The organism is Chryseobacterium sp. HNCC26DJ238 (assembly GCF_057180465.1).
On record NZ_JBXUGI010000004.1, the window covers coordinates 258,821 to 279,741 of the forward strand.

13 protein-coding genes are annotated in these 20,921 nt (G+C 37.7%); 9 read left to right on the forward strand and 4 right to left on the reverse strand.

Features of this window, described 5'->3' with window-relative positions; all coding sequences use genetic code 11:
- Nucleotides 1-230 precede the first annotated feature (230 nt).
- A complete protein-coding gene (locus AC2A07_RS05630) occupies nucleotides 231-1,346 on the reverse strand; it encodes an alpha/beta hydrolase (RefSeq protein ID WP_484049604.1) in 1,116 nt (371 codons plus the stop codon).
- A 206-nt stretch (nucleotides 1,347-1,552) separates the two neighbouring features.
- The gene (locus AC2A07_RS05635; protein WP_484049629.1) at nucleotides 1,553-1,855 is read right to left on the reverse strand and encodes a CIS tube protein; all 303 of its coding nucleotides are present in this window, start codon (nucleotides 1,853-1,855) and stop codon (nucleotides 1,553-1,555) included.
- Between the two features lie 122 nt (nucleotides 1,856-1,977).
- Here AC2A07_RS05635 and AC2A07_RS05640 point away from each other — a divergent pair, with 122 nt between their 5' ends.
- Nucleotides 1,978-2,703, forward strand: a complete 726-nt coding sequence (locus tag AC2A07_RS05640; protein ID WP_484049605.1) for an NUDIX hydrolase — start codon at nucleotides 1,978-1,980, stop codon at nucleotides 2,701-2,703.
- Between the two features lie 107 nt (nucleotides 2,704-2,810).
- Here AC2A07_RS05640 and AC2A07_RS05645 read toward each other — a convergent pair whose 3' ends face one another.
- Nucleotides 2,811-3,818: a helix-turn-helix transcriptional regulator gene (locus AC2A07_RS05645; protein WP_484049606.1), complete on the reverse strand. Its 1,008-nt coding sequence runs from the start codon at nucleotides 3,816-3,818 to the stop codon at nucleotides 2,811-2,813.
- Nucleotides 3,819-4,522: 704 nt separating this feature from the next.
- On the opposite strand from AC2A07_RS05645, the gene gndA reads away from it, so the two are divergent.
- From gndA to pgl, 3 genes are read left to right on the forward strand one after another with little or no spacing between them, the layout of a single operon-like run.
- A complete protein-coding gene (gndA, locus tag AC2A07_RS05650) occupies nucleotides 4,523-5,941 on the forward strand; it encodes an NADP-dependent phosphogluconate dehydrogenase (RefSeq protein WP_484049607.1) in 1,419 nt (472 codons plus the stop codon).
- Nucleotides 5,942-5,952: 11 nt separating this feature from the next.
- Nucleotides 5,953-7,434 (forward strand): glucose-6-phosphate dehydrogenase, encoded by a 1,482-nt coding sequence (zwf, locus tag AC2A07_RS05655; protein ID WP_484049608.1) that lies wholly within the window; start codon nucleotides 5,953-5,955, stop codon nucleotides 7,432-7,434.
- A 27-nt stretch (nucleotides 7,435-7,461) separates the two neighbouring features.
- On the forward strand, nucleotides 7,462-8,172 hold the full coding sequence (gene pgl, locus AC2A07_RS05660; RefSeq protein ID WP_484049609.1) for a 6-phosphogluconolactonase: 711 nt from the start codon (nucleotides 7,462-7,464) through the stop codon (nucleotides 8,170-8,172).
- A 203-nt stretch (nucleotides 8,173-8,375) separates the two neighbouring features.
- Here the strand turns inward: pgl and AC2A07_RS05665 are convergent, their stop codons facing one another.
- Nucleotides 8,376-9,815: a peroxidase, FMP-type gene (locus AC2A07_RS05665; protein ID WP_484049610.1), complete on the reverse strand. Its 1,440-nt coding sequence runs from the start codon at nucleotides 9,813-9,815 to the stop codon at nucleotides 8,376-8,378.
- Nucleotides 9,816-10,415: 600 nt separating this feature from the next.
- On the opposite strand from AC2A07_RS05665, the gene AC2A07_RS05670 reads away from it, so the two are divergent.
- From AC2A07_RS05670 to AC2A07_RS05690, 5 genes are all read left to right on the forward strand, one after another.
- Complete coding sequence (locus AC2A07_RS05670) at nucleotides 10,416-11,840, forward strand: rhamnogalacturonidase (RefSeq protein WP_484049611.1); 1,425 nt, start codon at nucleotides 10,416-10,418, stop codon at nucleotides 11,838-11,840.
- On the forward strand, nucleotides 11,837-14,692 hold the full coding sequence (locus tag AC2A07_RS05675; RefSeq protein WP_484049612.1) for a glycoside hydrolase family 2 protein: 2,856 nt from the start codon (nucleotides 11,837-11,839) through the stop codon (nucleotides 14,690-14,692). The genes AC2A07_RS05670 and AC2A07_RS05675 overlap by 4 nt, the downstream gene beginning before the upstream one ends.
- A complete protein-coding gene (locus AC2A07_RS05680) occupies nucleotides 14,692-16,017 on the forward strand; it encodes a rhamnogalacturonan acetylesterase (RefSeq protein WP_484049613.1) in 1,326 nt (441 codons plus the stop codon). Before AC2A07_RS05675 ends, AC2A07_RS05680 begins: the two co-directional genes overlap by 1 nt.
- Before the next feature lie 907 nt (nucleotides 16,018-16,924).
- On the forward strand, nucleotides 16,925-19,702 hold the full coding sequence (locus AC2A07_RS05685) for a glycosyl hydrolase (protein WP_484049614.1): 2,778 nt from the start codon (nucleotides 16,925-16,927) through the stop codon (nucleotides 19,700-19,702).
- A gap of 158 nt (nucleotides 19,703-19,860) precedes the next feature.
- Entirely contained in the window at nucleotides 19,861-20,667 is an 807-nt protein-coding gene (locus tag AC2A07_RS05690; RefSeq protein ID WP_484049615.1) for a DUF4350 domain-containing protein, read from the forward strand.
- The last annotated feature ends 254 nt before the right edge of the window (nucleotides 20,668-20,921 follow it).

The window sequence follows — 20,921 nt, forward strand, 5'->3', positions numbered from 1 at the left end:
TTCAAAGGATTAGGTCTCTGGCAATACCTAAAATTCAATGCCTTAAATTTGCCGGAAAAGTTACAACAAAGTGAAGAACGCTAAAAAAAAATAATTAGTTTTCTGTTGTTTTGTGGTATCAGCAGTATCATTTTTTTATGATCAATACAAATCCCCGGTCTCTTAAACCGGGGATTTTATTTTAAATGTAAAGAAATGATCGTTTAAATCTTTAACAGCTAATTTAGAAATTATCTGAATGCTGATTTCAGCTGTTCGGCAGCATAAGCCTGCGCATCCTTAGCTTCCGGAACAATAATTGCCATTCCGAAGAATTCGTGTGTTACTCCATCATAATTTTTACTGTCCGTTTTGACGCCTGCAGCAGTGAGTTTCTCAGCCAGCATTTTTCCGTCATCATGTAAAGGATCGATCTCTGCAGTAATAATGGTTGTTGCCGGTAGCCCTTTCAGGTTTGCATTCACCAGAGAAATCCTAGGATCTTTAGCCTCGTTCATATTATTCATGTAATGTTTTGTAAACCATGCCATCATCGGTTTGTTTAATGGCTTTGCCCCTGCATATTTTGTATAAGAGCCTGTGTTCATATCAGATTGTGCAATCGGATATACAAGAACCTGATGCAGCGGTAAGGTTATTTTTTTATCTCTTGCCATGATCGCAACATTGGCAGCAAGATTTCCCCCTGCACTTTCGCCTACAACAGCAATCTTTTTAGGATCACCTTTTATTGACGCAGCATTCTTAACGACCCATTCGTAGGCTGCGAAAGCATCATTATGGGCAGTCGGGAATTTATGCTCGGGTGACAGACGGTAAGCAACAGATACCACAACAGCACCCGTCTGTTCGGCAAGTCCCTGAGCCGATGCATTATAAACGTCAAGGTCAGCAATTACAAAACCGCCTCCATGATAATATACGATAACTGGAAAGGGTCCGTTTCCGGTTTTAGGTGTATACATTCTAAGATGAATTTTACCTCCCGTGACATCAATATCTGTTCCTGTGGTATCGACTTTCGCTGCTGGCATAGCAATATTGTTTTCCTTCACCAAATCCATCACTGCATCTGTGGGAGTGTGATTTTTTCTGGCTTCTTCAGGTGAAAGTGATTCGATAGGTTTATCACCATAGCTGGCAAGTTTTTCCATAACAGCCTGCATTTCCGGTTTGATTGTTTTCCCCCATTCCGGCTTATTTTCAGTTGGCTTGATAGATGAGACATTGGTAGAATCTCCGGACTTTGAATCTCCGGACTGTGTTGACTCACTCTTTTTCGAGCATGATACTGCAACTGTCAGAAAGCTGAGTGCTACAGACAATTTAATAATGTATTTTTTCATAAAAATATAATTTGATACCATGCTGATTACCAATTATATGCCAAATTTATGATCAATTCTGTTTTATCTTTCTTTATTTAACAAACTTTTAGAGAAACTAACCGGAAACTAACTAAATTACAACTTCTGTATAAACCGCGGCTCCATTCCACGAATGTAAACACAATGGCAGTGAAAATATTCCTTCGTCAGCCGTCACGATATGACTAGTCCGGAGATGAGGTTGTAAATACTTTCATTAAGGCAAAGGAAAAGATACAGGGACCGAACACGAACGTTATTTCTGCTCTTAAAATATTTCCATCAGGGTTACACCAAGTATAAGAAATGTCAGTCAAATTGGGCATGCCGTTAAAATTGTCAGAATTTAACTCTTGTACCTTTACAAAATTCGGATGGTGGATCTTACCGCTGTATGTGTAAACAATCATTCCCAGTGCATTTGTTGCGTTTGTCACATCGATATGTTTGGGATCAACGTTATCAGTAATCAGTTTATCACAGGAGATACACCTGCCCTATATATTTACCCCGCATATATCCATCAGGAATATAATATATAATGTAAATTTTATTTTTTTATCAATTGAATTTTTATATTTGTGATGTTACGTAAAAGTTAACATTGATTATGGCTCCGGATTTTATTCATACTTATGTTTCAGTTGACTGTGTTGTTTTTGGGTTTGACTTTGACAATAAACTAAACATCTTATTGGTTCAGCACGATTCTGAAGGTTCACCGAGCGAAATGCAGAAAAGATTAGCGGGAAGTCTGATCTACAGTAATGAAGATGTTGATGCTGCTGCAGGCAGAGTTCTCTATGAACTTACAGGAATCAAAAAAATGGTTTTGAAACAATTTAAATGTTATGCTGATCCTATGCGTGCAAGTAACCAAAATGATATTAAATGGATGGATAAGGAGTATAAGCATAATATTGACAGGATAATTACGGTTGCTTATCTTTCACTCTGTAAAATAGACCATAAGATCAACAGTACAAAATACAGCAATGTTGACTGGTATCCTGTTGACAAAGTACCGTCCTTACCGTTTGACCATAATAAGATCATACAGGAATCCATGATTGAAATCCGAAAATGGATCGAGATTGATTTTTCAATTATTTTTGAACTTTTACCTAAAAAATTTACAATAAGACAACTGTATCAGTTATATTGTGCATTAAGTGAGAAGAAAATTGACATTAAAAATTTTCATAAAAAAGTTTCTTCGTTCAGTTACATCATTCCATTGGATGAGATTGAGAAGAATGTCTCACACCGGGCAGCCAGGTTCTATAAATTTGACGGAAAGGCTTTCAAAAAAAACAATTCAAAATTAATTAAATGATTCATTTTCCAATGTTATGTATTTATCAGTTTATGATATAGGCAGTTCTTCTGTAAAAGTTTGTCTTATAGGGGCAGATCTGAAAAGTATATATTTTAAGACAAATCTTAAAAGTTGGAAAACCATAAATTTAAATCAGCGTCTGAAGAAATATTAAACTTTTTGCGTAACCTGTATTTTCTGCCTTCAATCGCTTTCAATGATGAGTTGGTATACATGGAAATTTCTTTTGTTGAAAGTCCAAGTTTAAGAATAGCGCACAAGGTCAGTTCCGAAGAAGAAAATGATGCATTGGTATAATCAGATAATTTTTTAGTAAAAAGAGGAAATGCTGCTTCAAATTTTTCAAGGAACTGTATGTCGTTGAAGGAGATAGAATCCAGAAGATCTTTTAAATCTTTATCAGAAAGTTCTTTTTTACTTATCTGTTTTCTAAGTTGTTTATTTTCAGTACTTAAATCATCAATTTGAGAAATTTTATAGCTGTTTCGGTAAAGGGAATTATAATAGTCATTTCTTTTTTCTTCCAAAAAGAAATAATTGATTGCCAGCAGGAAAATTTTACATGTAATATTAATAAGCAACAAACGGTGGGCAATATTTTTATAGGGTTCAGAAATATACGGACCCCATAACTGAAAATTGTTTAAAACAGAAATATAGAGGCATATCAAGGTAAAAGCAAATATAGTAATGACAAAAACAGTGTCTTTTTTGATACTGAAAAATTGATGTACGGCAAGAAAGACAGAAAAATAAAAGAGGAAATAGCCGCTCTCTGCTCCCATCAATGACGAATAGTAAGTAATCAGCATGATTACATACATAAATACAGAAAATGTAAGGTATTTATTTCTGATATACCGTTGTAAAAATAATCCTATTAAAGTGATTGCAGCTACAGTCAGTAATATAATGATCAGATGGTAGGTAAAACCGATCAGGTACATTGAGGCAGAGAACTGAATAATCAGTATAATAAAAATAACCGATAGATATTGATTGATCATAATATGCAGATCCCTGTCACGATTACTGGCGGACTCTTCTAAGCCATAAAATGAGATACTTTTGTAAATTTTTGAGAACAGGGCATCGAATAAACTTAATTTCATAAATTGATTGTGTTTTTAATAGATTGTAAATTTCGTTGTATATAACAGTAAGCAGCATTGATATAGATCAATAAATCAAATTAACTTAAATGGGAAATTGAGCAACAGTTTACGAATGTAGATAACATTCCGTCTTGCAAGAAATCATGCAAAAGAGTGCAAATATAATATTCTGATATATAAGGCACGAAATTTCAGGCAATCGAAATACCACGCGTGGAATTTTAAGTATTCTTTATTTGTGTAGTGATTGACAATCAGTTCTTTGTAAAACGGATAAAAGGGGATGAAAAGACTGTGAATAATCTTCTTAAAGGTTAATTTTAAAAATAGCTGCCACTGTGCAACTTTCACAATGTTTTTAAAAAGAATAGATAACGTAGGTTATCCTTAAAAAATAGAAATTCCAGAAAAATCTATTTACGTTTTTGAGAGATAATAGTACGTATGATCCGGGCGTAAATAAATGTTGGCTAAAAATGAATAGAGGAAATCTACTAATTTTTCGAAGTAATTCTGGGGTGTTTATTCATTTTCAATCGCAGGTTACCAGTTGGAATAATAAAAAAACAGATTTTTACTATTCTGTTATAAATCAGGCAAATGCAAAAATACCCTATATTTTTTACCTCCATTTGTTTTTTACTTATAGGCATTTCCGTAAATTTATGCGCTGATAACAGAATTCATATAATATCAGTAAAATGGAAGGATATAATTTCGGAATGATCGGTCTCGGCGTAATGGGACGAAATCTTCTTTATAACATTGCCGATAACGGCTTTTCAATAGCAGGATTTGATCTCGATGCTGTCAAAATCAGAGAACTGCAGGAAGGGGTTACTCCTGCAACAAAAGTCATCAGTACTGCAACGGTAGAAGATTTTGTTGCCACACTTGAAAGTCCTAAAAAAATTATCCTGATGGTTCCTGCCGGCGTCCCTGTTGATGCCGTTCTGGAAAGTCTTAAACCGCTTTTAAGTCCCGGTGACATCGTAATTGATGCCGGTAATTCTTATTTCAAAGATACCGAAAGACGGGTAGCTGATCTGAAAGAGAAAAACCTTCATTTTATGGGAATTGGTGTTTCCGGAGGTGCAGAAGGAGCCAGAAGAGGACCGAGTATCATGCCTGGAGGTGATCTGGAAGCTTTTAAATTAATTCAGCCTATGCTGGAAGCAATTTCTGCAAAAGTGAATGGTGATGCCTGCACAGCTTATATGGGAAATGGTGCAGCCGGAAATTATGTAAAAATGGTTCACAACGGAATTGAATATGCCATTATGCAGCTGATCAGTGAAGCTTACGATTTACTGAGAAAAGGTGCCCGTCTCAATAATGATCAGTTACACGAAGTTTTCAGAGAATGGAATGAAGGCGAGATGAATTCTTATCTGATTGAGATTACAGGAGATATTTTTAAGCAGAAAGATGATTTGGAAGAAGGCTATCTTGTTGACCGGATTTTAGATAAAGCAGGAGCAAAAGGAACAGGGAAATGGACTTCCGAGCAAGCCATGGAAATCGGTGTTTCTATTCCGACTATTGATATTGCGGTAACTTCCAGGATCCTATCTGCCTACAAGGAAGAACGTACAAAAGCATCTCAGATCTATTCAAAAAATGAAATTATCAATCCTGAAAATAGAGAACTATTCATCAAAGAAGTTGGTGAGGCGCTGTACCTGGCAACCCTGATCAGCTATGCGCAGGGGTTGGCATTATTGGTAAAAGCTTCTGAAGAATACAGTTTCGAAACTTCTCTTAAAGATGTGGTGAAAATCTGGAGAGGAGGGTGTATCATCCGTTCTGTTTTACTGGAAAAATTCTATACAGCCTATTCAAAAGATTCAGATTTATCTAATATCCTACTGGATCAGGACATTTCTGAAATCGTAAAAGCGAAAATTTCATCATTAAGGAAAACTGCCGCATTTGCATCATCAAACGGAATTTCAGGGCTGGGTCTTCAGACCGCTTTAGGATATTTTGATGCATATACAACAGAATCTCTGCCTGTAAATCTGATTCAGGCCCAACGTGATTATTTCGGAGCACATACCTATCAGAGAACAGATAGGGAAGGTATTTTCCATACTTTCTGGAAAACTGAAAATATTTAATATTCCGAAAAATGAGTGAAAATAAAATCCTGCAGCCAACGACGATCATTATTTTTGGTGCAACGGGAGATTTAGCCAAAAGAAAACTTTTTCCTGCTTTTTACAATCTGTATATCGACGGCAGAATGCCCAAAGGCTTCAATATTCTGGCATTGGGAAGAGCAGATAACAGCGATGAATATTTTAAAAATTACATCAGAGAAAATCTTGAACAGTTCTCCAGAAAAAAAGTACGTTCAGAAGACTGGGCAGGTTTTCAGGCACATATCACCTATTTCCGACATCAGCTGGATGAAGAAAGTTCTTATAAAGATTTATATCAGAAGTTAGAAAAATTTGATAACGTCTACGGAAAACGGGGGAACAGATTGTTTTACCTTTCAATCGGTCCCAATTTTGTTTCGACGATATCCAATCATATTAAAAATACTGAGTTAGCTTCCGATCCTCAAAAAGACAGAATTATCATCGAAAAACCTTTCGGACACGACAAACAGTCGGCGATAGAACTGAATGATCTGCTGTCTGAGACTTTCGAAGAGGAACAGATCTACCGTATCGATCATTATTTAGGGAAAGAAACTGTACAGAATATCCTTGCATTCAGATTTGGGAATTCTATTTTTGAGCCATTGTGGGACAGTAAACATATTGAATCCGTACAAATTACGGTCGCTGAAGAAGTGGGCGTAGAAACGAGAGGAAGTTTTTACGAACAGACCGGAGCACTTCGGGATATGATTCAGAATCACCTGTTGCAAATCCTCTGCATGGTCGCCATGGAGCCGCCGGCTTCGCTTGAATCCGGAGAAATCAGAGACAGGAAGGTAGATGTCCTGAAATCCATCCGAAGGATTTCTTCTGATAAAGTAGATCATTATGCGGTAAGAGGACAATACGGAAAAGGCACTGTCAACGGTGTCAAAGCAAAAGGGTACCGCCAGGAGGACGGAATTGCTCCCGATTCAAATACAGAAACTTTTGCAGCCGTAAAATTCTATCTCGATAACGAAAGATGGCAGGATGTCCCATTCTACGTCCGCACCGGAAAAAAGATGAAAGAAAAACATTCTTACATCACGATTCAGTTTAAACCGCTTCCAACTTCAACATTCTCAGAGACTTCTCAGCAACTGTCTGCCAACAGGCTGATCATCAATATTCAGCCATTGATGGATATCAGATTGCAGTTTATGGCCAAACAGCCGGGGCTTTCCCTGGTTTTAAAGCCTGTTGAAATGATCTTTGATAATTTTGCATGTCAGGAAGATACTCCCGAAGCGTACGAAACTTTACTGCTGGATGCGCTTATCGGTGATCTTACCCTGTTTATGCGTTCAGATCAGGTTGAAGAAGCGTGGGATGTGGTCAAAACAATTCAGGAAACCTGGGAAGGCAGAAAAGATTCTTCATTTCCGGATTATGAAGCAGGCAGCTGGGGGCCGGAAGAAAGTTTTGCTTTGGTTGAGAGACAGGGGCACAGTTGGGTTTAGAATGATTTACATGTAAAAAAAAAGAAAATGAATATTACCGTATTTGAAGATTTAGGAACACTATATAAAAAAGCAGCAGATCATTTTGTTGATTTATCAAAAAAATCAATTGAGAAGCATGATTGTTTTACGGTTGCTCTGAGCGGAGGTTCTTCTCCGAAAGCTATTTTTAATTTACTGGCAACAGATGAATATGCAGAAAAGATAGAATGGAATAAGATCTTTTTTTTCTGGGTTGATGAACGCTGGGTTTCACTGCAGGATGAAAAAAGCAATGCAAAAATGACATTTGAAGCACTTTTCGATAAAGTTCCTGTCAGCAGAGACAGGATCTTCCCTATGTATAAGGATGGAACAGAGCCGGAAAAATATGCTGAAGAATACGAACAGCAGATTAAAAAGACTGTTGGAGAAAAAGGTGTTTTTGATTTTATTCTGTTGGGAATGGGAGATGACGGTCACACCGCATCTTTGTTTCCGGGTGAAGAAGTTCTGAATGAGAATGAAAAATGGGTTTCGGCGTACTATCTGAAACCACAGGAAATGTTCAGGATCACTTTGACTGCACCGGTAATTAATAATGCCGAAAATATTTTGGTGGTTGCATTCGGTGAATCCAAAAAACATGCTCTGAATGAAGTATTGAATGGAGAATACAATCCGGAATTATATCCTTTACAGCTTATCCGTAAAAAAGAGGGTTTCCTGTTTTTCACAGACAAAAAAGCGATGGGTTAAAAAAAACAGCATGAAATTTATATAAAGAATATATTTCCTGTCAGAATCAAAACAGCACCATAGATCAGATTTCTATTGGTGCTGTTTTATTTTCAGAGACTGTTTTATTTACTCTTTATGATACGGACAGCCTGCCGGAGGATTCGCACTTTCAGTCAGAGGAACAGTCTGTAATTTCTGACTGTCAAAAAACTGCTCTTCGATCACACGTCTCTGATCAGCAGGGAGATCTTCCAGTTTACGAAGGGTATGACCTGAATGTGAGGCCAGCTTGTCGTACCACCGTCATTTCCGAAATCAAATTCGAAAAATACGATCTGTTCGTACTGCAGCTGAATAATTTCCTTTCCGTCTTCTACTACTGTTTCAATCCACAGGCGGAAATCCACTTCAACCGTAGGAACAAACCGGTTGACAAAAGGAACATTTAAAATCCCACCCTGCGCTCCGGTCTTCATCTTTGAGGACATCTGCACGAGCACATAATTCGTTACCTTCTGCCCGCTTAAAGTATCTCTCAGACGCAGATCAGGCCTTACGGAGTACGGATACAGGTCATCAGCAAGTATTCTCTGTGTATAAATTTTATTGGAGCCCGGGTCATTTTCATCAGTGAGTTTCTCATGCACCCACGCAGGAGCAGGTTCATCAAGGTCAATGGGAGATGAAACACTTGCCCCTGCACCACCCATTGTGCGGGAGATGGCAAGATGATCAGGTTCCCATGCAGCATTGCCGTATGGAAATTGAGGCGAACCGTTAATTAAATAATCAGAACCTTCCGGCGCAATATCTCCCAGTAAAGTAATTGTACTGCCGTGAGGAATAACACCGCTTCTTGAAATAGAGTAATCAGGAATAAAGTAAGGACCTTTGATCCCGTCTCCCGGTTGGAGTTCCTGGGCAGGTATGATCTCGTAATATTCCTGTCCTTCCTGCAGTTCGCTTAAAAGAATGTACTTCTTATGATTTTCATCGGCTGATATCTGAACTAAAGGTTCATCTCTGTATTCTCCGGTATATCCGTAATTTTTATAATCTTCTTCAGAAAATGCATGAATACCGCGGTCTTTTTCGATGGATTCCTTTGTCGCAGCATGATTGTACACATCGCTAAGCCATAAATACATCCCGTTTTCCTCATGGATAGACATGTACTGCAAATCCTGCTTTCCAGCTTCTCTGTTGACACTTTTAATCGTCTGCTCATATTTTACAGCACCACAAAATAACTCACTTGCACCGCCACGGTTACGGACCCCTCCGGGAACCAGTGAAAATGTTAACTTTTCAATATATTCCTCACAGTCGAAACTGAATTTTCCGGGAATCGTTCCGGAATTTGTTCCCGGCGAGGGCATGATTGTCGTATGGATTCCGCTTCCCAGTGAAGGTTGATTTATATTTTTATTGTAGTTGGCATTATAACTTACCCATGTGCCGTCCAATGCTGCTAAAACACCATAATCAACATTGTTGGCTATCTCCTGCAGGTTTTTTTTCCTGAAGGGCAGCACAGGATCATCGATGAGAAGTTTTGAGTACCCCGACATGATCTGAGCCAAAGTACTTTTATGCTCTCCCGGGCTCTTTCGGAATAACTGTTCACCTGTTTCTTTACTTTCTTTTTTTCTTTTAAGCATGATAGATCGTTTTTATGGTTATTAATAAATCATATAAGTAGGTTAATGCAGTACTGAATTGTTGTGAATCAGAACATTGACTTCGGACTTTAATAGTCACAGTTTATGTTAATGAAAATCAGTATATTCCGGTAAACTGTAAATTTTCTGACAAGAATAAACACGGTATGAATGATTTCAGTTTTATAAATGATTCACAATGATCGGTTTCAGCAATCCCAAAATTACTCAGATACTGTTGAATTAAATTCAGTATTTCTACTCAAATCTGTTTTGATAAGTGGAGAGGTAATCCTGTAGGAAATTGTATTATTGTTATAATGATAAGCTGAATTTGATTGATCAGCAGGCTCAAACGTATCTCAAAACTGTTCACATGAAAGAGCAGGATGCTGTAAGCGCTCAGAATATATATTTTTATGAAAATGAAATGAAAGAATAATATTCCAGATGATGGTCCTCTACGCACATTAATTAAAAAAGTCTTTGTGCTCTGTGTTGAGCAGAACGTTTATACAAACTTTGCGTTACATGTCAGCATTTTACTATTATGAGGAACGTCTGACTGAAGGTTATTTTACTGATTTTTGTGCTTTATAAATGAACAGTCAGATAAATCTGGTGATACAGCAATATAACTATCTTATGAAATTTAAAAATACATCCAATATCCTGTGTTCTTTTTTGATGCTTCTTCTTTCTTCCGCAGGATTGAAAAGCCAGGACAAATTCCCTGACGGAACAACAATTCCAAAGTGGTTTAAGGAAAACAAACCGACCGATATCAACCGATTGGGAAAGAAATACGTTCTTACAGCGAACGGAATGAAGAATGACAGTACGATTCTTCAGACCAGAGAACTTCAGGCTGTCATTGATTTGGCAGCGAAAAACGGAGGCGGAGTTGTAGTAGTGCCAAAGGGGACATTTCTCATCAGTTCGGTTTTCTTCAGACAGGGAACACATTTGCATCTGGAAAATGGGGCGAAATTAAAAGGGAGTGATGATATTAATGATTTTCCGGTAGTAACCACAAGGATGGAAGGTCAGACTGTAAAATATTTTCCGGCTTTAATTAATGCTGACGGGCTGGACGGTTTTACGATTTCCGGAAAAGGAACTTTGGACGGAAACGGACTTCGCTTCTGGAAATCATTCTGGAAAAGACGCGAATGGAATCCCAAGTGTACCAATATGGACGAAATGAGACCCAGAATTATCTATGTTTCCAATTCAAAAAACGTTCAGGTAGAGGGGATTACGATTAAAAATTCACCTTTCTGGAGCACGCATTATTATAAGAGTGATTTTGTTAAATTATTAAACCTGACGATTCTTGCTCCTAAAGAACCTGTAAAAGCACCAAGTACAGATGCTGTTGACATCGATGCGTGTACCAATTTCCTGATCAAAAACTGCTATATGTCGGTTAACGACGATGCGATAGCATTGAAAGGTGGGAAAGGTCCGAAGTCCGATAAAGACCCGAATAACGGGGAAAACAGAAACATCATTATCGAAGATAACAGTTTCGGATTCTGCCACAGTGTTCTGACTTGCGGAAGCGAATCAATTCACAATTACAATGTGATTCTTAGAAATTCCAAAGTGAATGATGCATCAAGATTATTACATTTAAAAATGCGTCCCGACACGCCTCAGCATTACGAATATCTGACGGTTGAAAATATTACCGGAAATGTAAAAACGTTCCTGTATGTGAAAGGCTGGAACCAGTTTTTTGATTTGAAGGGTGAAGAAAGACCTAAAAAAGGATTGGCAAACAACATTACGCTAAAGAACATTGACATCAGTTGTGAAACAGCATTCTCTATTGAAAAATCAGACCTTTTTGATCTGAAGGATTTTACGTTTGAAAACATTAAAATAAAAGCTTTAAAACCTGAAATGCAAAATCTAAATAGTATTCAGAATTTAAAGCAAAAAAATGTCAGTGTAACGCAGGTGGCTTCTCTCACGCAATCTTACGACAAAAAAGACGATTCTGATATTTCTGCTAAATGAGTTTTTTTTCCAAAATATTCGTTCTTTTATGCTTTTGCTCACAGTTTCTGCATGCTCAATCTAAGGAAATCCAATTCCTGAGCGGGACAGATTCTGAGCATACGAAAGAATGGGATTTTTGGATAACCGGCGGACGAAAGTCGGGAAGCTGGAACAAAATTAAGGTTCCTTCACAATGGGAACAGCAGGGATTTGGCTCGTATAACTACGGACGGGATTACGTCACCTACGGTAAGAATTTTAAATTCAATGATGAAGTAGGTTTGTACAAACATAAATTTTCAGTTCCGAATTCGTGGAAAGGAAAATCAGTCAACATCGTTTTTGAAGGTTCGATGACGGACACCGAAGTGAAAATCAACGGAAAATTAGCCGGAGCAATGCATCAGGGCGCTTTTTATGAATTCAAATATGATATTTCTGACAAATTAATTTTTGGAAAAGAAAATATTCTGGAAGTAAAAGTTTCCAAAATGTCTGCAGATAAGTCGGTCAACAACGCAGAACGGCTGGCGGATTATTGGGTTTTGGGAGGGATTTTCAGACCGGTTTATCTTGAAGCCACTTCAAAAGAAAACATCTCATGGACAGCGATTGATGCCAAAGCAGACGGAAGTTTCCGTTCAAATATTCATTTAATAGGAATCCAGTCTGTCAATAAGGTAAAGGTCGAAATTTTTGATGCTAAAAATAATCTCGTTGGTGAATCGCAGATGATCATTCAGAAAGAAGATACTTTAAAACAGGTTTACTTCTCTGTTATAAATCCAAAACTCTGGACGGCTGAAACCCCTGATTTATATAGGGCGAAATTCAGTTTATATAAAAACAGCAAAAACGTCTTCCAAAGCGAAGAAAAATTTGGTTTCCGGACGATTGAAATCAAAAAAGGCGACGGGATTTACATCAACGGAACCAAAATCAAAATGAAAGGGATCAACCGCCATGTCTGGTGGCCTGAAACCGGAAGAGCGGTCAACAAAAATATTGATTTAATGGACCTTCAGCTCATCAGGGAAATGAATATGAATGCCGTTCGCTGTGCTCATTATCCACCCAATAAATCTTTCCTGCAGATTTGCGATTCACTGGGCTTGTATGTTCTGGATGAATTGGCAGGATGGCAAAAAAAATACAGCACGGAAGTTGGCAAAAAGCTTGTGAGAGAAATGGTGAATAGAGATGCCAATCATCCATCAATCATTTTCTGGAGCAACGGAAATGAGGGCGGACATAATTTTGATCTCGATGCAGAATATGCAAAATACGACTTGTCAAACCGTCCTGTCATTCATGCACATCATAAACCGGGAAACGCTTTTAACGGTATCGACTGCAATCATTACGAAGACTATTACAGCACCAAAAAAATCCTTGAAGGAGAAAATATTTATATGCCGACCGAATTTCTGCACGCGCAGGATGACGGCGGTGGCGGAACTTCTCTGGTCGATTACTGGGAACTTCACTGGAATTCAAAAAAAGGAGCAGGTGGATTTCTGTGGGCGTTTGCAGATGAAGGTCTTGTCCGGACAGATTTTAATAATCAGGTTGACGTCAATGCGATTAATGCTCCGGACGGAGTCGTGGGTCCGCATCGTGAAAAAGAAGGGAGCTTTTATGCCATTCGGGAAATTTACAGTCCGGTAAAAATTGATTTGAAAACCTTGCCGAATGATTTCAATGGAATTGTTCCTGTTGAAAACAGATATCATTTTACGAATTTAATTGAATGTCAGCTCGAATGGAAACTGGTCAAATTTAATACAGCATTTTCCTCAGAACCCGGATTTAATGTACTTCAAAATGGAAAAGCAGTATCTCCGAATATTAAACCAACAGAAAAGGGAAATATTAAACTAAATCTTCCTCAAAACTGGAAAGAGAGTGAGGCATTAATGCTGACTGCAACCGATTCTTTCGGAAAGGAAATCTACACGTGGAACTGGAAAATCAAATCTAATGATGATATTTCAAAACAGTTTTCGAAATCTTTAATCAAAGAATTTGCGGTTTCAGTGGTTGAAAATGATTCATTATTTATTTTAAAATCAGACGAAAAAGAATTTTCATTTAGAAAAAAAGATGGGTTGTTAAAGTCAGTTATTGTCGACAAAAAGGGCAAGAAAATGACTTTCAGAAACGGACCGGTTTTCGTTAACGGAAAAACCGAATTATCAGCTGTAAAATCTTTTGCAGAAGGACAAAATCAGGTTATTCAGATTGCCTACAAAAACGGAAACAAAGCAGTCTGGAAACTAAATCCGAATGGAATTTTGGAATTAAATTACGAATATTCTCTCTCAGGAGATTATCAGTTTGCAGGCGTAAGTTTTGACTATCCGGAAAATTACGTGATCAGCGCAAAATGGCTGGGAAAAGGTCCGTATCACGTTTGGAAAAACAGAACTCAGGGACAAACTTACAACGTCTGGCAAAATCTGAAAAACTCAACCCGAACAGGTTTTTCACCTTGGATTTATCCCGAATTTAAAGGGTATTTCGATGATGTGTCCTGGTTGCAGCTCAATACTGCCGAAGGAAAGATTACGATCGGAACAAAAGAAGAAAAAATGTTCGTCAGACTTTTTGATTTTTATGGAATTTACGGTGCTGAAGGGTATCCGAAACTGCCGGCAGGAAATGTTTCTTTCCTTGATGCGATTCCGCCACTGGGAACAGCTTTGGCTTTTAATATTAATAATGATACTTCAACTTTAGGACCTGAAAGCGAACCGAATCATCTGAACGGAACATTTAAAAGAACCTTGTATTTCTACTTTGGCCTGCAGGATTTAAGCGGTGAAAATAAGCAGTTTACAATGCCAAAAGAAAATATTTTAACAGATTAATGATGAAAAAAGGATTAGCGTTTTTGATACTATTGATTTGTTCATTTTATTTTGGACAACAGACCAGTTTCAAATTTGATTTTGGCGGAAGCAGAATCGAAAACGGATTTATTCCGATTACATCTATGTCAAAATTTGATCAAAAAACGGGTTACGGATTTATGGATATTTCCAGTTTGAAATCGGTTGACAGAGGTGGGAATCCTTTGACAGGTGATTTTATCACCAGCGACAAACCGTTTTATTTTTCAGTGGCAATTCCGGAAGGAAATTATGATATTAAACTGAATCTGGGCGATTCAAAGGGAACTTCCAAAACAACCATACGCGTTGAAAACCGCCGTCTGATGCTGAATGATATCAAAACAAAAAAGGGCGAAATCACTGAAAAACAAATTTCGGTTCATGTAAAAGACAGCATTATCCGAAATCAGGACGGTACTCAGATTGGAATTGTAAAGTTGAAACCGAGAGAAAGAAAATATTTACATTGGGACAATTTGCTGACAATAGAATTCAATGGCAAAGCTCTGAAGGTTTCTTCGGTTATTATTGAACCCAACAAAACTGCTAAAACGATTTATCTGACCGGAGACTCTACGGTTGTGGATGCACAATACGAACCTTGGGCATCGTGGGGACAGATATTACCGTACTTTTTCGTTCCCAATGAAGTCGTGATTGCCAATTACGCCGAGAGCGGAGAAACTTTAAAAGCCTTTGAAGACCGTCACCGAATCGATAAAATCCGGAATAAAATTAAATCGGGAGATTATTTGTTCATTCAGTTTGGGCACAACGACCAAAAAGCGGGCAACAGTACAAAATCCGGTTACAGAAAACGACTCAAAGAATGGATTTTGAAAGCCAGAGAATTGGGTGCAATTCCGGTTTTGGTCACGTCAATGAACCGCAGGGTTTTTGATGTAAACAATAAAATTGTCAATACACTGGATGATTTTCCCGATGCAATGCGGGAAATTGCGAAAGAAGAGAATGTTGATTTAATCGATTTAAATGCGTTGAGCAAAACCTTATTTGAATCGATGGGACCGGAAAAGGCGAAAAGAGCATTCGTTCATTATCCGGCAAACGCTAATCCGAATCAACCGACAGCTTTGGCAGATGACACGCATTTCAATACTTACGGTGCTTACGAATTAGCGAAATGTGTCGTGAAATCCATCGTTGACCAAAATTTACCCTTAAAGAGATATATTTCAAAAAATTATAAAAATTTTAATCCAAATAAACCTGATGATGTTGAAAAATTCAATTGGCCGGAATCTGTCTTTACGGAAAGTCTGAAGCCGGATGGAAATTAGATATTTTATAAAAATTTTCAAGAGAACTTTGTTCACTCCAACCCTAAAGGGAGCAAAAGTCCTTTGAAAATTGTATCAAAATCGTTTCTTTTTGGTTCGGGGAAATAATTTTGATAAAATATAAAAGTCCTGATAGAACGAAATCGTGATTCAGCCGCAGGAGAAAATCTTTGATTTTTAAAACTGATGTGCTCTCTTTATAAGCCGAATCACAAACTTATATGACTCATGTGTCCAAAATATTTTGTGACTTTGTGGTTAATTTTAACTGTGGTGAAATTAAAAAGTAAAAATGAGCCTGATGGAAATTAATTGTTAAATGATTTCAAAGGGATTTTGTTTACCCCAACCCTAAAGGGAGCAAAAGTCCTTTGAAAATTGTATCAAAATCGTTTCCTTTTGGTTCGGGGAAATAATTTTAATAAGATATGAAAGCCCTGAAAGGACGAAATCGTGATGCAGCATCGAAGAAAATCTTTGATTTTTAAAACTAATATGTTCTTCTAAAAAGCCGAATCACAAACTTATATGACTCATGTGTCCAAAATATTTTGTGACTTTGTGGTTAATTTTAACTGTGGTTAAATTAAAAAGTAAAAATGAGCCTGATGGAAATTAATTGTTAAATGATTTCAAAGGGATTTTGTTTACCCCAACCCTAAAGGGAGCAAAAGTCCTTTGAAAATTGTATCAAAATCGTTTCCTTTTGGTTCGGGGAAATAATTTTAATAAGATATGAAAGCCCTGAAAGGACGAAATCGTGATGCAGCATCGAAGAAAATCTTTGATTTTTAAAACTAATATGTTCTTCTAAAAAGCCGAATCACAAACTTATATGACTCATGTGTCCAAAATATTTTGTGACTTTGTGGTTAATTTTAACTGTGGTTAAATTTAAAAAGTAAAAATGAATATCAAAAATATTATAAAATTCAGTGTTATCTGTTTTGCCTTCGGAAATCTCTCCGCACAAAATCCGTGGCCTAAAACCACAGAGACCGCAAAACCATGGACGCGCTGGTGGTGGATGGGAAATGCCGTAGATGAAAAAGGATTGGATAAGCAATTGACAACTTTAAATAAAGCAGGTTTCGGAGGCGTAGAGATTGTACCCATTTACGGTGCAAAAGGTTTTGAAAAACAATACCTCAGTTATCTTTCTCCCGAATGGATGAAAATGCTGCAGTTTACCACCAACAAAGCAAAAAGCCTGAATATGGGCGTTGATCTGTCAGTAGGAACAGGTTGGCCAATTGGCGGACCTCAGGTCAGCGAAAATGATGCGGCAACGAAGATGATCGTGCAGACTTACGAAATTCAACCGAATGAAAAATTTTCAGATAAAATTGTTCTGAAAGACGAAAAACAGAGGAATTTAAAGACCGTAAAACTTGATATTGTTACCGCCTATAATGAAAAAAACGAAGCGCTCATTTTAACTGATAAAGTGAGTGCTGACGGCTCTTTAGACTGGAAACCCACATCGGGAAAATGGTCAGTTTATGCAGTTTTCGTTGGGAAAACCCTGCAAAAAGTAAAACGTGCTGCACCGGGTGGAGAAGGCTATACTTTAGACCACTTTTCGTCCCATGCTACAAAAGATTATCTGAAAACTTTTGATCAAGCTTTTGGCAATTCAAATTATGGGATTCGTTCTTTTTTCAACGACAGTTATGAAGTGTACAACGCAGACTGGACGCCTGATTTTAAAGAGGAATTTCAGAAAAGAAGGGGTTATGATATAAGTCCGTACATCAAATATCTCGTGAGCAATGAGGAAAATGAAACAGCAGCAAGAATAAAATCAGATTACAGAGAAACGTTGAGCGATTTGATTTTAAATCGTTTTACCGGAGATTTTACCAATTGGGCACATGCCAAAAACTCAAAAAACACCAATCAGGCGCATGGTTCGCCAGGAAATCTACTGGATTTGTACGCTGCAGTCGACATTCCCGATTCTGAAACTTTCGGAAGTTCAGTTTTTGAAATTCCGGGGTTGAAAAGAGATACCGCAGACATTCAGAAATCGGATATGCCGGATTTTACTATGTTGAAGTTTGCTTCGTCCGCTGCGAATGTTACGGGCAAAAAACTTACTTCCAATGAAACTTTCACTTGGCTGACCGAACATTTTAAAACCTCATGGTCTCAGGCAAAACCGGAAGTGGAACAGGTGTTTTTATCAGGAATCAACCACGTTTTCTATCACGGAACAACATATACGCCGGCGGATGTACCTTTTCCCGGATGGCTGTTTTATGCCTCGGTGAATTTCGTTCCGGAAAACAGTTTATGGCCGCATTTGAAAGGGTTAAATTCATACGTCGAAAGGACTCAATCTGTTTTACAAAGCGGAAAACCGGATAACGAACTGCTGATGTACTGGCCGATTTACGATCAGTGGGCGAGTCCGAAAGGGAAAGATATGACATTCAAAGTTCATAATGTTGAAAAATGGTTACAGCCGACTCCAATGTATGAAAATCTGAATAAACTCAGTAAAATGGGATATTCTTTGGATATGATTTCGGATAAAATGATTGGCGAATCGAAGTCGGAAAACCAGAAAATTCAGGTGTCAAAAGATGGTTCTGCGTATCAGGTTTTGATCATTCCTGAGCTGACGTATCTGCCCGAATCTACTTTAAAAAACATTCTGGATCTGGCTCAAAACGGAGCTTCAATCATTTTTCAGAACGAACCAAAAGATATTCCCGGGAATTTTGAGGTGGAGAAAAGAAAAACTCAGTTAAAATCCTTATGGCATCAGATTCGGTTCCAAAACCAAGCCGGAAAGATGACAATTGCGAATTTCGGTAAAGGAAAAATTGTTATGAGTCCTGATGTTGCGAAAGCTTTGGAATATTTAAAAATTGATAGAGAAAAGCTGACTGACACCGGATTAAAATTCGTAAGAAGACAATTTGACGGCGGAAAATACTATTACATCGTCAATCACACTTCAAAGAATATCAATCAAAATATTAATTTGAATTTTACAGGGAAACAGGTAGTTCTGATGAATCCCGGAAATGGTGATTTCGGAATTGCTGAGACTCAGAATAATTCAGTTCGTATTCAGTTGAAATCAGGAGAATCTTTGATAATAAGGAATACTGAAAATATCAATACGTCAATACCTAATTGGCATTACACAGAAAAAGCTGATTCGCCGATAGTTCTCAGCCAACCTTGGCAACTGACTTTTAAAGAAGGCGGGCCTCAATTTCCGAAAGCGAAAAATTTAACAAAGCTTAAGCCGTGGACGAATTTCACAGAAGACACTCAAACGCAAAGCTTTTCGGGAACCGGAGTTTACACGACCACTTTAAAATTAAAAAAGAAAGATGCCGACGATTATCTTATGAAATTCGGTAAACTCTACGAAAGTGCAAAAGTGACGATCAACGGTCAGGAAGCAGGAATTGTATGGAGTCTGCCTTTCGAAATTAACATTGGAAAATATTTAAAGAAAGGAAAAAATACCATTCAAATCGAAGTCTGCAACCTGATGGCCAACAGAATCCGCGATATGGATCAAAAGAAAATTCAGTGGCGAAATTACCATGAAATCAATTTTGTGAATATTAACTACAAGCCTTTCGATGCATCCAACTGGAAAGTTCAGCCTTCCGGTCTTGATGGCGAAATTCAGTTAATTCCAATTCATTATTCAAAGTGATTTTAACAATGACTAAGCATGAAATCTATAAAACTTAACTCTGCGTTCTATATAAGTGAAACGGCTCTGTACCCCTTTAAACAGTTAGCAGTCTAAAAAACTTTGAGAACTCTGCGTTCAAAAAATTACGACAAAAAATTAAAATAAAATAATTAAAAATGAATACAAAAATCATCATAAAAACATTCGCACTAGCAACTTTACTGACCTTTAGTTTCTCTAATGCCCAGCAGAAACCAAAAGTCGTGTTAGACAACTTTTTCAACAACGAAAAAAAGGAAAACAAGGAAACAAAAGTTTTAGAATCGTGGCATTACACGTGGAACGACACCAGTAACGGAGGATTTTCGCTGTTGGGAGAAATATTCACAAAGCAGGGCGCAGAAATCAGTACTTTGAATACTGCTCCCTCCAGGAAAGATCTGAAGAACGCCAGTATTTACATCATCGTAGATGCGGATATTGACAAAGAAGCATATGGCGGAAAGGCCAATCTGATAGACCCGACAAGCATTAAAAACCTGACGGACTGGGTTAAAAAAGGGGGAGTTTTGGTTTTGATGAGCAATGATAATGGCAATTCGGAGTTTGAACATTTCAATAAACTGGCAGGAGAATTTGGGATTCATTTCAATGATGACAGTTACAACCGCGTTCAGAAAAGAGAATTTGAGCAGGGAAAAGTCATGGTCCCGGCCGGCAATGAAATTTTTTCTGAGCAGAAATTATACATGAAAGAAGTGAGTTCCATCGATGCTAAATCCCCTGCCAAAGGAATTTTGACCGCTGAAGGAAAGACTATCGGAGCGATTGCCAAATTCGGCAAGGGGACGGTTTTCGCCTTGGGCGATCCTTGGTGTTATAACGAGTACATCGACGGAAAAAAACTTCCCGCAGATTTTACCAATTATCAGGGAACTGAAGAGTGGGTAAAATGGTTATTGAAGCAAACTTCCGGTAAATAATTTTTGGAGTGCAATCGGTTGAATTTGACTAATCAGAATAAATGAATCAAAGCGAGAAATGTTATCGGACAACCTGGTCGACTTTCTGCCTGAGCTTGAAAGTTTTAGGAATTTATTTAAAATCTTAGCTGAATTTCCAGGCATTGTCCCGAAGATTCAGGATTGTTTCTTTTGTCTGACTTTGTCGAATATTCGATTTCAAGACAAAGAACTGATTGTTTGATAAAGAATAAACGACATTAAGCTTACAAAAA